This is a genomic window from Butyrivibrio sp. AE3003 (assembly GCF_000686065.1).
Taxonomy (GTDB): domain Bacteria; phylum Bacillota; class Clostridia; order Lachnospirales; family Lachnospiraceae; genus Butyrivibrio; species Butyrivibrio hungatei_A.
In genome coordinates this window covers 2,737,087-2,752,461 of sequence record NZ_JMLX01000001.1, presented here as the reverse complement: position 1 = coordinate 2,752,461, position 15,375 = coordinate 2,737,087, and the positions used below count along the sequence as shown (strand labels likewise).

At 42.4% G+C, this 15,375-nt stretch carries 16 protein-coding genes and 1 pseudogene; 2 read left to right on the top strand and 15 right to left on the bottom strand.

Translation table 11 applies throughout. The features are described 5' to 3' along the window. Positions 1–86 precede the first annotated feature (86 nt). From CD00_RS0113165 to CD00_RS0113115, 12 genes and pseudogenes are all read right to left on the bottom strand, one after another. A complete protein-coding gene (locus CD00_RS0113165) occupies positions 87–1,085 on the bottom strand; it encodes a sensor histidine kinase (protein ID WP_026656390.1) in 999 nt (332 codons plus the stop codon). Positions 1,086–1,233: 148 nt separating this feature from the next. After that, the gene (locus CD00_RS0113160; protein WP_026656389.1) at positions 1,234–1,638 is read right to left on the bottom strand and encodes a GNAT family N-acetyltransferase; all 405 of its coding nucleotides are present in this window, start codon (positions 1,636–1,638) and stop codon (positions 1,234–1,236) included. Between the two features lie 9 nt (positions 1,639–1,647). Next, positions 1,648–1,725, bottom strand: a pseudogene (locus CD00_RS21415) (GNAT family N-acetyltransferase); the annotation flags it as partial. Positions 1,726–2,099: 374 nt separating this feature from the next. Beyond that, entirely contained in the window at positions 2,100–2,243 is a 144-nt protein-coding gene (locus CD00_RS19905; protein ID WP_081811920.1) for an acetyltransferase, read from the bottom strand. Next, positions 2,224–2,748, bottom strand: a complete 525-nt coding sequence (locus CD00_RS18405; protein WP_081811919.1) for a virulence RhuM family protein — start codon at positions 2,746–2,748, stop codon at positions 2,224–2,226. The genes CD00_RS19905 and CD00_RS18405 overlap by 20 nt, the downstream gene beginning before the upstream one ends. Continuing rightward, positions 2,745–2,951 (bottom strand): helix-turn-helix domain-containing protein, encoded by a 207-nt coding sequence (locus CD00_RS0113145; RefSeq protein ID WP_026667264.1) that lies wholly within the window; start codon positions 2,949–2,951, stop codon positions 2,745–2,747. Before CD00_RS0113145 ends, CD00_RS18405 begins: the two co-directional genes overlap by 4 nt. 114 nt (positions 2,952–3,065) lie before the next feature. Continuing rightward, on the bottom strand, positions 3,066–3,503 hold the full coding sequence (locus tag CD00_RS0113140; RefSeq protein ID WP_026656387.1) for a GNAT family N-acetyltransferase: 438 nt from the start codon (positions 3,501–3,503) through the stop codon (positions 3,066–3,068). Continuing rightward, entirely contained in the window at positions 3,496–5,073 is a 1,578-nt protein-coding gene (rlmD, locus tag CD00_RS18400) for a 23S rRNA (uracil(1939)-C(5))-methyltransferase RlmD (protein ID WP_081811918.1), read from the bottom strand. Before rlmD ends, CD00_RS0113140 begins: the two co-directional genes overlap by 8 nt. A 15-nt stretch (positions 5,074–5,088) precedes the next feature. Further along, positions 5,089–5,580, bottom strand: a complete 492-nt coding sequence (locus tag CD00_RS0113130) for a tRNA (cytidine(34)-2'-O)-methyltransferase (protein WP_026656386.1) — start codon at positions 5,578–5,580, stop codon at positions 5,089–5,091. A 9-nt stretch (positions 5,581–5,589) separates the two neighbouring features. Then, on the bottom strand, positions 5,590–7,026 hold the full coding sequence (locus tag CD00_RS0113125) for a sensor histidine kinase (RefSeq protein WP_026656385.1): 1,437 nt from the start codon (positions 7,024–7,026) through the stop codon (positions 5,590–5,592). Further along, positions 7,027–7,728 (bottom strand): response regulator transcription factor, encoded by a 702-nt coding sequence (locus CD00_RS0113120; RefSeq protein WP_026656384.1) that lies wholly within the window; start codon positions 7,726–7,728, stop codon positions 7,027–7,029. Between the two features lie 15 nt (positions 7,729–7,743). Continuing rightward, positions 7,744–10,137, bottom strand: coding sequence for an endonuclease MutS2 (locus CD00_RS0113115; RefSeq protein ID WP_026656383.1), 2,394 nt, complete (start codon positions 10,135–10,137; stop codon positions 7,744–7,746). A gap of 147 nt (positions 10,138–10,284) precedes the next feature. Between CD00_RS0113115 and CD00_RS18395 the strand changes: the two genes are divergently transcribed. Both CD00_RS18395 and CD00_RS0113105 read left to right on the top strand, forming a co-directional pair. Further along, positions 10,285–11,646, top strand: coding sequence for a S1C family serine protease (locus CD00_RS18395; RefSeq protein ID WP_051594199.1), 1,362 nt, complete (start codon positions 10,285–10,287; stop codon positions 11,644–11,646). A gap of 20 nt (positions 11,647–11,666) precedes the next feature. Beyond that, entirely contained in the window at positions 11,667–12,614 is a 948-nt protein-coding gene (locus CD00_RS0113105) for a 3'-5' exoribonuclease YhaM family protein (protein ID WP_026656382.1), read from the top strand. Positions 12,615–12,661: 47 nt separating this feature from the next. Here the strand turns inward: CD00_RS0113105 and CD00_RS0113100 are convergent, their stop codons facing one another. From CD00_RS0113100 to CD00_RS0113090, 3 genes are all read right to left on the bottom strand, one after another. Beyond that, positions 12,662–13,819 carry a pyridoxal phosphate-dependent aminotransferase gene (locus CD00_RS0113100; RefSeq protein ID WP_026656381.1) on the bottom strand — a complete coding sequence of 386 codons (1,158 nt, stop codon included), beginning with the start codon at positions 13,817–13,819 and terminating at the stop codon, positions 12,662–12,664. Then, on the bottom strand, positions 13,816–14,298 hold the full coding sequence (locus CD00_RS0113095; RefSeq protein ID WP_026656380.1) for an Lrp/AsnC family transcriptional regulator: 483 nt from the start codon (positions 14,296–14,298) through the stop codon (positions 13,816–13,818). The genes CD00_RS0113100 and CD00_RS0113095 overlap by 4 nt, the downstream gene beginning before the upstream one ends. A gap of 74 nt (positions 14,299–14,372) precedes the next feature. Continuing rightward, positions 14,373–15,353 carry an AIR synthase-related protein gene (locus tag CD00_RS0113090; protein WP_026656379.1) on the bottom strand — a complete coding sequence of 327 codons (981 nt, stop codon included), beginning with the start codon at positions 15,351–15,353 and terminating at the stop codon, positions 14,373–14,375. Positions 15,354–15,375: the final 22 nt, after the last annotated feature.

Below are 15,375 nucleotides of genomic sequence, written 5' to 3'. Positions count from 1 at the left end.
AAAACATGTCGAATATCTTATTCATGAGAATAGGATATAGCTTCCATCTTACAATCAAGTGACTATACAATTACAGATTTGTCATTTTAGATAAGTGTTTTATAAAATCTCAAACAGAACCTCGTTCCCACGCCTTCCGTGCTTTCTACGACAATATCTCCGCGCTGTCCCGTAATGATTGTCTTTGCAAGAGCAAGTCCTATACCAACACTGTCTTTTCCTGCATTTTTCCCTTTATAGAAACGTTCAAAAACATGCGGCAGATCTTCCTCCGCTATTCCGCAACCCGTATCTTCAACGGATATCTCCTTATAGATGTTTGTGTCGGATGTTTTTATTGAAAGCGTGCCGCCGCTCTCCATATGTTCAATGCAGTTTTTTACAATATTCTGAATGGCTTCTATGGTCCAGTTTTTATCGCACTTAACAGACATATTAAAAACGTCGTGTGTATAGCTTATATTCTTAAGCTCCATCTGTATCTCAAAAGGTTTTATGACTTCTCTGATAAGTTCGTCAACTTCTGTTTCTTCAGGCTTCATGATTATTGTTCCGGCATCGATCTTAGATAGCTTTAAAAGAGTCTGGATCAGCCAGTTCATCCTATCCAACTGATTTGATTGTGTCGTAAGAAATTCATCGCGCTTATTCTTATCATCCTCAATTTTGAGCAGATCGTTCATTACTATCATGGACGTAAGCGGAGTTTTTAACTGATGACTTATATCCGCAATGGCATCTGCCAGCGCCACTTTGTCTTTTGCCAAAAGATCTTTCTGGTAGCTGAGCGTAGACGTAGTTTTATAGATGTTCGTTTTAAGAAGCGACAGCTCTCCTTCTTCCTGATCGAGGATCCCCACTGTTTCATCTCCCTCAAGAACTCTTACCAAGTACGAATTGAGTTTGTCTATATCGTTATACCTGCGTTTTGTGAAAAAAATAAATCCGCTCCCCAAAGCAATTCCCAATATCACCAATAAAATAAAAGCGGCTATGCCACATAAAACATATCCGCATACAGACGCAGCAACCGTAAATACAGCTGCTGCACAGATCATATATCTGATTTCTTTATTTTTCAGCATATCAAATGCCTCCCAATCGCTGTACGACTCTCTATATTCATTCTAAGCCCGAAAAAAATTTGTTAGCTTTTTTTATTTCTACAAAAAAACTGATGTAATACACCAATGCACCGATAACATAGGATGCAAGAATTTAGTAGCCCATTCCTTATGTCCATAGAGAAGTTATAAACATTGGCGAAGCATCATCACTTTTCTCAAACCCACAGTTTTGGTAAAAATGCATTTCTTTGTCATAGGCAATTACTGCTATTCTAAGATAGCTATGATACTTCTCTTTAATCATATCGATCAGTGTTCTGCCAATCTTTTGATTATGGTATTCAGGATTCACCAACAGATAATGCACATATGCATTCATTATTCCATCATCCATAGCACATACCATTCCGACAAGCTTATCCCCGTCATATGCAGAAAAAACAGTGTTAAAATTTTTCATTGCGATACATAATTTCTCCGGATAATGACCTGATGACCAGTTAACTGAAAGAAATAATTCTTCCAATTCATTTTTAGTAAAATCATGTTTATCTGTATATTTAATGTCCAACGTTGCCTCCTAAATCAGTTCCATTTCAGATTTCATCTTAACAAAGCCATATTTCTCATATAGAGGTCGCCCCATTTCTGTCGCCTCGCATTCTCATGATTACCTCCTATGCGACATCTGTTTATCCAGATTGTCACAACAAAGATATTGTATACAATGCTATAAGCACGCGTAAATACTAATATAATTATATTCCGGGCATCCCGGCTGTCTGCTATCTTCAGATTTGTCACATGAAATCCATAGTGTTCTTGCACCCACTCCACACTCTCTTTGTACGTCGCCTTAGCCTCTGCACTTGTGAGATCAAGCTCGTCCATATCTACCTTTACGTTGATATGATGCTTAGCCTCATGAAGTTTGGACAATAAACATACAGTTTCGACTGTCGTCCGACTGAGCAACCGAATTTCCATCACAATAGCAACTACTGATTATTACTTATCTGCCTTCGGTTCATATCAATCATTCAAATAATCAGGATCGATTCTGACCATCTCAGCAAGCGCTTTGTTTCTGTAATTCAAGTCGTCACGAAGCGTAAATCCCTGTGATTCCCAAAAAGCATTGCCTTTTTCATTCTTTTTAAATGCTACACTCAGCAAAAATATCTGTAATCTGCTGCCAGATACGCCGTTCGCTGGCTCGGATTGAACGAACACGCTCCAATAACTCGCGGAAGTAATCTTTTCCGAAAGCAGTTTTCCCTTGCTTCAGACGGTCGTCATCCAGAACAAAACCTTTTGTCATGTATTCCTTAAGAACGGTAGTTGCCCAGATGCGAAATTTAGTTGCTTTAATTGAATTTACACGATATCCAACAGAAATAATTGCGTCCAGATTATAGAAAACCGGCGTTCTCTTTACATCTCTGTTTCCTTCTCTTTGAACTATTTCCATTTTGGAAATAGTTGCCTCCTTCACCAATTCACCTTCATCGTATATATTCGAAAGGTGCTTCGATATGTCAGGCACTTTGACACCAAAAAGCTCTGCCATCGCCTTCTGTGTTATCCAGATACTTTCATCTTTAATAAATGCATCAACAGAAACATCCCCTTCATCGGAATGATAGAGAACCATTTCCATCTGCTTATCAAAATCTCTCATAAAAGTTTCTCCCCCTTTACCTTCATCAGTTCTTCATATTTCAACTGATAGGCAATAAGCCTCGGAATATACTCCGGAGGAGTTCTTCGCCCCGCCTCCCAGTCTTCCAATGTACGAACAGGGATACCCGTATGCTCTGAAAACTCTTTACGTGACATCCCTGTGCTTTCTCTCAAGTCTCTTATCGATTTGGCTATATCCATATCATCACCTCGCATTGCGTGCTTGTAATCGTAGTATATCACGTAACGCTAGTTATCGCAATGCGTGGATCCTAAAGTTTTAATCGCATATCTGTATACTTCTGAACCTTATCTTCAAACCCCAGTTTTTTTATATATAGGATATCCTTCATCCGTTGCTACCAGATCAATGCGGCATATCTGATGCTCTTTGGCATATTCAATCATATTGCTCATAAGGCTCGTACAGATTCCTTTACCACGGTATTCTTCTTCTGTGTATACGCTTAGAACTTCTGAATCCAATCCATTTAGAAAAAATGGATTTGCCGGCTTCTCGATAATCAACAGATAAGCCGCAGCAACAAGCCTGCCCTCTGCTCTTGCTACAAACGCAATCAGCTTTTTCCCAAGTTCTCTCTCAAAATATCCCGGAAGCTGTTTTTCCATACCTTCTCTTTCTTCATCGGTTAATGAGCCAAAATCATCTGTCATATATAGAATTCTAAGCCTTACAAGTTCCGGAATATCGCTTATTGTTGCCGTATCGTATATAATACTTTCCTTATCCATCCACTTCACCGCCTTTCGAGTCTTTAATCCGATAGTAATCCTCCATCTTCACATTCAGTTTCACATAGAAATCTGCTTTTCGGTTGCTCACACGCTCAAGGAGCACACAGCTTTCCACATGCACAGTCCAAGGAAACATATCGCAGGGACGAATTGCTTTTATCTCATACCCGCCGTCTGCAAGAATGCGAAGATCTCTTGCGAGTGTTGCGGAGTCGCAACTTACGTACACAATCCTCTCAGGCTGCATCTTAAGCATTGTTTCAAGGCAGACTGAGTCGCAGCCTTTTCTTGGCGGATCGACTACGATCACATCGGGATGAAGGCTGGAGCCGTCGTCTCCACCGGATACAGTCTTTCTCTTTTTCTCATAAAACTCAGGAAGGACTTCTTCAGCTTTGCCGCAGTAGAACTCTGCATTAGATATTCCGTTTCGCTCGGCATTTCGCTTTGCATCCTCGATTGCTTCAGGAATAACCTCGATACCGTAGACTCTGCCTGCAGTCTTTGCCATAGACAAAGTAATGGTTCCTATTCCGCAGTATAGATCCCACACAGTTTCTTTTCCCGTAAGCGAAGCATATTCAATCGCCTGCTCATACAATTTCTTTGTCTGCACAGGATTAACCTGATAAAAAGAAAGCGGCGATATCTCAAATTTAAGTCCGCACAAAGTATCGCTTATTGTATCTTTTCCCCAGATAGTATGAACTTCAAGCCCCATGATAACGTTGGTCTTTTCTGTATTGATACTGACTGAGATACTGCTCATGCCTTTAACTTTAGAAAGCTTCTCGACAAGTGCCTTCTGTCCGTCGATATATTCTACCTGCGCACCACCTACTCCTGCTTTCTTCGCAGAGCCTGAAGCCGCGCGATAATTGATAACAAGACACACCATTATCTCGCCACTCGTAAATCCCTTTCGGATCAGAACATGGCGCACAAGGCCTTTTCCGGAAACTTCATCATACGGGCGCACGCGATTATCGACCATGTGAGATCTGATAATCTCCATGATCTCTTCATTCTCTTTAACTCCGATACAGCAGGACGTCATTGGAATGATATTGTGCGATCTTCCCGCATAAAAGCCCGTAACAACCTTGCCCTCTTTGTCACAGCCGACAGGGAACTGCGCTTTATTCCTGTACTCCCAAGGCTCATCCATTCCGATGATAGGCTTCATCACACTATCAACAAACTCCGCGTCAAATCCGCCGAGTCTTACGATATTGTTTCTTACCTTGTTCTGCTTGAATTCAAGCTGTCTCTCATAAGACATGCTCTGAATCTGACATCCGCCGCACTGCCTCGCCACGGGACACTTCGGCGTTATACGATGCTCCGAAGGCTCAAGAACCTCTTCAAGATGCGCATAAGCATAGTTCTTCTTCGCCTTCATTATCTTCGCTTTAACTTTATCTCCGATAACTGCGTCCTTAATAAAAAGGGTATAGCCATTTATTTTGCCTATGCCCTCTCCATCATTCCCAATATCGGTTATATCGACTGTCAGGATATCATCCTTCTTGTAACCCGCAGTCGCAATTTCCTTTTTACCACTCATATATCCCACCTGATGTTACTTCCAGTGAAGCCTGTGAAGTTCGCCTTCTTTCTCAAGCCCCTCAAAATCATTCTGTCTCAGCGCCTCGTACAAAACAATCGCCACAGAATTGGACAGATTCAAAGATCTGATATCATTTCCCATAGGAATCCTGATACAGTTCTCCTCGTTCTCCACAAGAATCTCCTCAGGAATTCCGGCGCTCTCTTTTCCAAACATGATGAAATCATCCATGCCAAAAGAGACCTCGGTATAAGAGCGCTTTGCCTTTGTGGTAGCCATCCAGATCTTTGCCCCGGGGTGCTTTTCCTTGAAATCATTAAAGTCCATGTACCTTGTAACGTCGAGTCTTTCCCAGTAGTCCATTCCCGCGCGCTTTAGCTCTTTTTCATTGAGCCTGAATCCAATCGGCTCTATAAGATGCAGCGAAGTTCCCGTAGCAACACATGTCCTTCCGATATTTCCTGTATTCTGCGGTATCTCCGGCTGATGTAAAACTATATGCATATCTTTCTATTACTCCTCGTCATCCGCATCCATGGATTTTGCCTTCGGAAGGGAAAAGATAAATTCCGTTCCGACGCCCTCTGTACTGATGACATTTATATTTTCTTCGTGTGCTTTGATTATCTCTTTTACAATGGCAAGGCCAAGGCCCGTGCCCTTCTTATCCTTACCTCTCGAAAGATCCGATTTGTAGAATCTGTCGAAAATAAGCTTCTGATCGTCCTTCGGGATTCCTATTCCGCTGTCTTTTACGGAAACAAATACCTTGCTGTGCTTCTCTGTAGTCTCGATCTTGATCGCAGAATTCTTATTGCTGAACTTGATCGCGTTATCAACAAGATTGTAAAGAACCTGCTGTATCTTGCTCATATCCGCACTTACAAGCATCTTGTCATCTGTGAGCACCAGATTGATCGCGATATTCTTGTTAAGGCATGTTCCTTCGAAAGACTCCGCAACCGTCCTGATAATGCTGTTTATGTCAAAATCGCTCTTATCAAGAAGCATCCCCGTTGTATTCAGATTGTTAAGAGTAAGCATCTCGTTTGTGAGCTTGGTAAGTCTGTCCGTTTCGTTGATAACTATTCCCAGATATCTGTCATGCATCTCAGGCGGTATCGTTCCGTCCTGCATTGCAACAAGATACCCTTTTATGGACGTAAGCGGCGATCTGAAATCATGCGAAACATTGGCGATGAATTTCCTCTGATCGTCCTCCTGCCTTGCTATCTCACCCGCCATATATGAAAGCGAAGCCGCAAGATATCCCATCTCATCCTCTGACTCAACAGAGAACTCGTAGCTCATATTTCCCACCGCGTACTGCTCGGTCGCGGTCGTGATCTTCCTAAGCGGCATATACACAAGCTCAGTGAAGAAGATAAGGATTATCAGGGACAAAAGAAATAACACAAGCAGCATCAGATACGAAATATCAAGAAACGCATTCGCCGACGCCTTTATTTCCGACAAAGGTTCATGAATAACAACATACGCCTGAACCTTCCAGTTAGCCGTTATCGGAGCAAAAACGCTTAAGTTTTCCTCGCTCAACTGTCCCCAGAAATCTCCTATCGTGTAATAAGAATTTCCGATAACCGTCGGATCAAAGTCCTTTATCGCAATTTCCTCGTTCTGCTTAAAAACCCTTGAAGAATCAAGCACAAGTCTTCCCGAAGGGTTAACTATCCAGATTACAGATTTATCCATGTACATGGACAAAGACACCAGCTGCTGATGAACCGTCTCAAGCGAAGCCATATTTGTATAAAGATCCGCCGCGTATGTATTTGCTATCTGCGTTGCGACGCGGTACATGTTGTCGGCCTTATCACGCCTCAAACGCTCAAAAGTCATGCTGTACACAAATGTCGCCACAACAATAAATCCGAAAATACCAAACAGCAAATATGCTAAAAGAAACTTTAAATAAAGTGTCCGTTTCATTTACTGTTGCACCTCAAATTTGTAACCGATTCCCCAGATCGTTGCTATTCTCCAGTTATCATGGTCATTTATCTTCTCTCTGAGTCTTTTGATATGCACGTCAACCGTTCTTGTGTCACCGACGTACTCATATCCCCAGATCTGATCAAGAAGCTGCTCTCTTGTAAAAACATGGTTCGGCGAAGCGGCAAGGAAATACAAAAGTTCCATTTCCTTCGGCGGCATATCGACTCTTTCTCCCATGTATGTCACAGAATAATTGGTCATATTGATCTCAAGGTTAGGATATCTCACAACCTTGTCGTCCGACTCTGTGGTCTCCTGAGTCTGCGGTTTGTATCTTCTAAGAACCGCCTTAACTCTTGCGACAAGTTCTTTTGAATCAAACGGCTTTTCCATATAGTCGTCCGCACCCATCTCAAGTCCCAGAACCTTATCAAAAACCTCTCCTTTTGCGGAAAGCATGATTATCGGAACCTGCGAAGTTGCCCTGAGCTCTCTGCACACCTGATATCCGTCAATTCCCGGAAGCATCAGGTCAAGAAGCACCAGATTGGGCTTGAAACTGTCAAAAGCATTTATCGCAGACTCACCGTCGTTGCATATCCTTGTTTCAAAACACTCTTTTACAAGATACAACGAAATAAGCTCCGCAATATTATTATCATCATCAACTATCAGAATTTTCTGTTTACTAACCATGTCTTATTATTTCCCTCACTTTATAAACGTAACTACGGTAACTCCTGCATCTCCCTCGCCGAATTCTCCCAATTTAAAAGATTTAACATACGGAACCGACTTAAGATGAGCATGAACTGCCTGTCTTAAAATTCCCGCGCCTTTTCCGTGCACGACTCTCACATTGTTAAGATGTGACATATATGCATCGTCCAGATATTTATCAAGAGCGGCGATCGCATCATCACTGTTCTTGCCGATAAGATTCACCTCTGTTTTTATGCTTGCTGCGCGCGAAAGATCCATCTTACCGCTTCCCGAAGATCTTCCGTAAAATTTCTTCATTGCAGCCTTTCCATCATCCTCTTTTATGAGAACAAGATCTCTGATGTTTGCCTTAGTACGCATAATTCCACACTGCACATAGAGATTTCCATCCTTATCAGGCTTTGAGCTTATTGTGCCTTTAAGCCCCATGGATACTATCTTTACGGATTCACCGAGCTTAAGTTGTGATTCTTTAAGGATAGGATGTGTCTCTTTTGCCTTCTCTTTTTTTGCAGATATCACTTTATTCTTGTCAGAAATCTTCTGACCTACACCGGTTCTGGCTCTCTCAAGATCCTGCATTGACGCTCCGGGACCGGCTTTTCTAAATACTCTTATAGTCTCATCCGCAACATTCTTGGCTTCCTGCAGAATATCCCTTGCCTGCTCGTTAGCTTCCCTGATAATGTCATCGCGCTGCTTATCAAGCTTGTCAGATTTCTCTTCAAGGCGCTTCTTGAGCTCTTCAACCTCTTTTTTGTATTCTGCGATCTCAAGCCTCTCGGACTCGATCGTCTTTCTGCTCATTTCAAGATCCGCAAGAAGATCCTCAAACTTTTTATCCTCAGTGCTTATCTGCTCTTTTGCCGCATCGATAATTTCTTCCGAAAGACCAAGCTTAGAAGAGATTGCAAAAGCGTTACTCTTTCCGGGAATACCGATAAGAAGCCTGTATGTGGGCTTAAGTGACTCCACATCAAACTCGCAGCTTGCATTCTGCACGCCCTCAGTATTGAGCGCATAAACTTTAAGCTCACTATAGTGCGTCGTTGCAAGCGTCCTGATATTTCTCTTATGAAGATCGTTAAGTATCGAAATGGCAAGAGCCGCTCCCTCAGTGGGATCCGTTCCCGCACCAAGCTCATCAAAAAGACACAGCGAATTCTCGTCTGCGTTTTTGAGGATCGAAACTGTATTTGTCATATGTGATGAGAACGTTGAAAGAGACTGCTCAATACTCTGCTCGTCTCCAATATCCGCATACACTTCATCGAACACCGAAAGCTCAGACCTGTCACCTGCCGGTATCGCAAGTCCCGCCTGTCCCATTATGGTCAAAAGACCTACTGTCTTAAGCGTTACAGTCTTACCACCGGTATTGGGGCCCGTGATTATGAGCATTCCAAAGTCTTTTCCGGCATAAACATCTATCGGAACAACCTTGTTCTTGTCGATAAGAGGATGTCTGCCCTTCCTAATATCAAAATAGTGACGGTCGTTGAACACAGGCGGAATCGCATTGATCTCAAGCGCATAAGATGCCTTGGCAAAAACAAAATCAAGATCCGTCATTATCTCAGAGTTATATCTGATATCATTTACATGCTCCGAAACTTTTACGCTAAGTTCAGCAAGAATCTTATCAATCTCAGCACTTTCATGAAGCATAAGCTCTTTTAACTTGTTGTTGAGCTCAACCACTGCCGCAGGCTCGATAAAAAGAGTCGATCCCGAAGACGACTGGTCGTGAACAAGTCCGTTTATCTGTGACTTATACTCCGCCTTAACAGGAATACAATATCTGTCTCCACGCATGGTAACGACCGCATCCTGAAGATATGTCCTCATGGATCCGTTAATCATCCTGCCGAGCTGCTCATGTATCCTGTCGTTGGTAAGCATAATATCGCGTCTGATATGCTTGAGCGCAGGGCTCGCATCGGAACTTATCTCATCTTCCGAAACAATGCACCTTCTGATTTCCTGCGCAACAAAAGTAAGCGGCTCCAAAAGTTCAAAGCTCTCTGAAAGAGAATCTCTTGATTCGCCGTCTCTCTGCGGTCTTCCGTATGACTTTACCCTGTTTACGTTATCCAAAAAAGCCGCTACCTTGAGAAGATTGGCCGCGTCCAAAGAGCTTCCGATCTTGAGTGCCTTGAGAACACCTGTAAAATCCTTGTTATCTCCAAAAGAAACCGAACCTTTTTTGAATATCCTGTCGATTCCGTCTTTTGTCTTCTGTAGATTTTTTCTGATCTCTTTTATATCAGACGACGGCTCAAGCTCCCTGCAAAGCTTCTTTCCGGGTTCTGAGCTTGCATGTTCCGTAAGTTTCTCTGTTATTTTATCGTACTCGAGTACGTGAAGTGCTTTCTGATTCATCCTATAGTCCTTAATACCACATCTTTTACACAATTATCCAAATTACAGTTTATCATTTATAAGACCCTGTGGCTAGTGTCCTTAGTGCCCTACTAGTATTCAGCCGTAAAAGCGGATATAATTGGAGAGTAAAACGGAGGAAATGATATGCCTTTTAATGATCAGGACGAAAACAAAAAAGATACCTCGTTTATAAGCGAAAAGATAAAACAGCGCCCCATAAACAGAAAGAAACTTATACAAAGAACGATAATAACTGCTTCAATGGCAGTCGTATTCGGACTTGTTTCGTGTCTTACATTTCTTCTGCTACAACCTCTTTTGAGTGACAAACTATATCCCGAAAGCCAGCCCGAGCCGATCACGCTCCCGGAGGAATCCGCCAGTGACGAGCTGACTCCCGAAGAAATGTTTGCAGACGATAATGAAATTGCTGAAAATGAGGCTCAGATCAATGAAGAAAATCAGAAAAACCAGCTGGAAGAGGCTATTGCTTCTTACGCTTTAAACGGATCTGACTTTGCAAAAATAATGACGTCTTCTCTTAAAGGCGTAGCAGATGAAGCATCCGGAAGCATTGTAAGAGTAACCGGCGTTTCCAACAACACCGACTGGTTCAGCGACTCTTTTGAGAACAACGGTGCATCGGGAGTTATCGTTGCGGACAACGGAACGGCTCTTTTTATCCTTGTTCCGTCATCTGCAGTAAAAAATGCCAAGAACATCAGAGTAACATTTAGTGATGAATCCATGGCTGATGCTGAGATGTGCCTAACCGACAACGTAACGAAACTGTGCGTTATCAGCGTCAAACTCTCATCCATGCAAGAATCCACCAAGGAAACGATAAAAACTGCAGATTTTGCAAATACCAATTTCACCAATCTGACTGCAGTCCCTGTTATTGCGATTGGAAGCCCCACAGGTATTCAAAGATCTGTTTCTATCGGACTGATAACTTCTGATAAGTCTCCACTTTATCTGGCAGACTCAAATTATAAGATAATTACAACCGATATGCCCGGAAACAGCGACAGCACAGGCGCCATTATTGATTTAAACGGTAAGCTTCTCGGTATCATCGATATGACTCACAACAGTGAAGAGAACAAGAAAAATCGCAAAGTTTTGGAAAATCACATATCTGCGATAGCAATAACCGAGTTGAGAAACCTCATAGAGGACCTTTCCAACAAGAAACCTCGCGCTTATTTCGGAGTCTATGGCAAAAATATTCCTGCTGCAATACGTGATGAAATGAACATGCCGCAGGGAGCCTATGTTACTTCCACGGAAGAATCTTCACCTGCAAGAAAAGCTCTGATCCAGAGCGGCGACATCATAACAAAGCTCAACAACGAAGACATTATCTCTTTTGACGCTTTTGTGAAAAAGCTTGCTGATTGCGCCCCGGATGATATAATATCAGTTACTGTAATGAGACAATCAACCAAAGGTTATACAGAGATTAAAACGCAGGTTACGCTTGAAAGCGCAACTCACGATTAATTTTTAGAAAGAGGCTTTCAATGAAATTTTTAAAAGACTTAAGACCCGGCGACAGAATAGCAGATATCTACATGTGTAAACACAAGTTAAGTGCCACCACGAAAAACGGAAAAGAGTATTTCTCCGTTACTCTTCAGGACAAAACAGGCACCGTGGATGCCAAGATCTGGGAGCCCAACAGTGAAGGAATCGACGACTTCGACGACGCAGACTATCTTGATATTTTCGGCGAAGTAACAAGTTTTAACGGCGCAATTCAGATCAACGTTAAACGTGCAAGAAAATGCCACGAAGGCGAGTACGATCCCGCGCTGTACCTTCCCGTATCATCTAAAGACAACGACGTAATGTACAAAGAACTACTCGGAATAATCGGAACCATTGAAAATCCTTATCTCAAGAAGCTCCTGGAAGAATTCTTTGTACAGGACGAGAATTTTATAAACAAGTTCCGCAAATCAAGCGCAGCAAAAACTGTTCACCACGGCTTTATCGGCGGACTTTTGGAGCACACTCTCAGCGTAACAAAACTTTGCGATTACTACTGCAAGTCTTATCCCGTTCTTAAAAGGGACCTGCTCCTTACTGCAGCAATGTGCCACGATATCGGTAAAACAAGAGAGCTTAGCCTTTTCCCCACAAACGATTACACGGATGAAGGTCAGTTCCTTGGACATATCGTTATCGGTGCCGAGATGATAAACGATAAGGTGAAAAACATTAATGGCTTCCCCACTCTCTTAAAGCAGGAGATCATACACTGCATTCTTGCTCACCACGGGGAATACGAGTACGGTTCACCCAAGAAGCCTTCAATTATCGAGGCTGTAGCGCTCAACCTTGCAGATAATACCGACGCCAAGATGGAGACATTCACAGAAATCCTGAACAACATAACAGAGCCCGGTTGGCAGGGATACAACAAGTTATTTGAAACAAATCTTTATGATTCGAAATTAGATATCTGATCATGATAGAGCAAAACCCCGAAGGAACCTTCCTTCGGGGTATTTTTTTATAATCTTGATATAAAGTTTTCAAGTCTCTCCATTGCAGCCTTAAGATTCTCCAGCGAATATGCATATGATATTCTGATATATCCTTCTCCGCAGTCACCAAAAGCTGTTCCGGGAACAACCGCAAGCTTCTCTTCTTTGAGTAGTCTCGTACAGAAGTCATCACTTGTCATTCCAAATTTCTTAATGCAAGGGAACACATAAAATGCTCCATATGGCTCAAAACAAGGAAGTCCGATGCGCTTAAACTCGTTAAGAAGATATCTTCTTCTGTGGTTGTACTGCTCACGCATCATCTTAACATCATCATCGCCGTTTTTGAGTGCCTCTACAGCAGCATACTGGCTGGTTGTCGGAGCACACATGATTGCGAACTGATGAATCTTGACCATCTGCGCCATGATTTCTTCAGGTCCGCAAGCGTATCCAAGTCTCCAACCGGTCATGGCATATGCCTTAGAGAAACCGTTTATCAAAATAGTTCTCTCTTTCATTCCGGGAAGTGAAACAATAGATACATGCTTTCCCTTGTATGTAAGTTCTCCGTATATTTCGTCGGAAATGATATAAAGATCTTTTTCTCTTACAACTTCTGCGATCTTTTCAAGATCCTCTTTTTCCATAACCGCACCTGTCGGGTTATTTGGGAATGGAAGCACCAGAATCTTGGTCTTATCCGTTACCTTCTCAAGAACTTCTTCCGCTGTAAGTCTGAACTCATTTTCTTCCTTAAGCTCTATTATAACAGGCTTTGCATCGGCAAGTATTGCGCAGGGCTCGTATGAAACATAGCTGGGCTGAGGAATAAGAACCTCATCTCCCGGATCTATCATTGCTCTAAGTGCAAGGTCGATTGCTTCAGATCCACCTACCGTTACAAAAATCTCTTTTATCGGATCATAGGTCACTCCCTGAGTTCTCTTGATATACTCAGAAATTTCCGTCCTAAGCTCCTTTAATCCGGAGTTGGAAGTATAGAATGTTCTTCCCTTCTCCAGTGAATAGATGCCCTCATCTCTTATATGCCAGGGTGTATCAAAATCAGGCTCTCCCACCCCCAGTGATATTGCCCCTTCTGTTTCCTGAACAATGTCAAAAAACTTTCTGATGCCCGAGGGCTTTATATCAACAATCTTCTTACCTATCGGATTTCTCATGGTGTTATCTTCTCCCTTGTGTCTTCATACTTTCTGGTCAGTATTGTTCCGTGATCCTTGTATTTCTTGAGAATAAAGTGTGTCGCGGTACTGAGCACAGTATCAAGTGTAGCAAGCTTATTGTTTACAAAGCCCGCCACTTCCTGCAGAGTTTTGCCTTCAAGAATTACCATAAGGTCAAAACCTCCGCTCATGAGATAGACACTCTTAACTTCGGGATATTTGTATATTCTCTCAGCGATGCTATCAAAACCAAGGCCTCTCTGAGGTGTAACCTTAACTTCTATAAGGGCATTCACCTTATCAATGCTTGTCTTTGACCAGTCAACCATTGTATGATAACCGCAAATTACACCTTCGTCCTCAAGGGCTTTAAGCTCATTTGCGACTGTTATTTCTTCTGAACCGATAAGAACGCTAAGTTCCTTAACATCTATACGGCTGTTTTTCTCAATAATCGTTAAAATTTCTTCTCTGATGCTCATAACTTATCTCCATCCTCCTGTTATTCATCCCGATATATATAATACTACAAAAATCGGTTTCTGAGCATTTATCCCAGTATTTTATGTATCATATCGCATCCCGGCATATCCAGAAACCTCGATTCATCTGCATTTGTGATAATCTTGTCGTTTCCACTTTTTAAATATCCGACAACTTTCGCGGGTATTCCCTCTTTTTCCAGCTCTGCGACCAGTCTGTCACCATCTTCACACGCAAAAAGAAGTGCACCTCCCGACAAAAGCTGATATGGATTAATCTCATAAAACTCGCAGATTTCTACCGTTTCCTGTCGTATCGGAATACTTTTTAAATCCACGCAAAGTCCGGTTCCAGCACGCTCTGCGATATCCCAAAGTGAGGCGTATACTCCCCCGTTCGAAATATCGGTAACAGCAACTGCGCCGGACTTAATGGCGACTGCAGCCTCTTTCGCGACGCTAAGATAATTTTTAAAATCAATCGCATCTCTGATAAATGGATCCGGGTATTTGACGCAGAGCTCATCATGTCCCTGCTGCGCCAACATTGCTGTTCCTTCAAGCCCTATCCACTTTGTAATAACAAGTGCCAGACCATCTTTAAGATTGTCATTCTTGCCTATATCAAAACCGGCATCCTTCGTAGTTCCTACGCAGTTTGCTGTTATAACAGGTCTTGTAACTGCACTTGTCACCTCTGTGTGTCCACCCGCATAGGTAACTCCATATTCATTGCATGCCGCTATTATGTCCCTTACGATTGCTTTTAACTGTTTTTCCTCAGTCTCCGCGGGAAGAAGAATTGACACTGTCACATGTGAAGGCTCGATTCCATGAATGACAATATTACCGATTGCTTTCATAGCCGCATAATAACCTGCACATGCGACATTTTCAGTAACCGGACATACTGCGGAGTAAACCTTCTCAGACTCAGAAAAAGCGCAGTCTGTCCCTACAGCTGCGCTAGTCTCTTTTCTATGTTCTGTTTTTATCAATTTCAACACGGATCTCTTAAGAGTATTCTCTGAAATTTTGCCTATCTTCATGCCTTCTCCGAGTATTGATCAG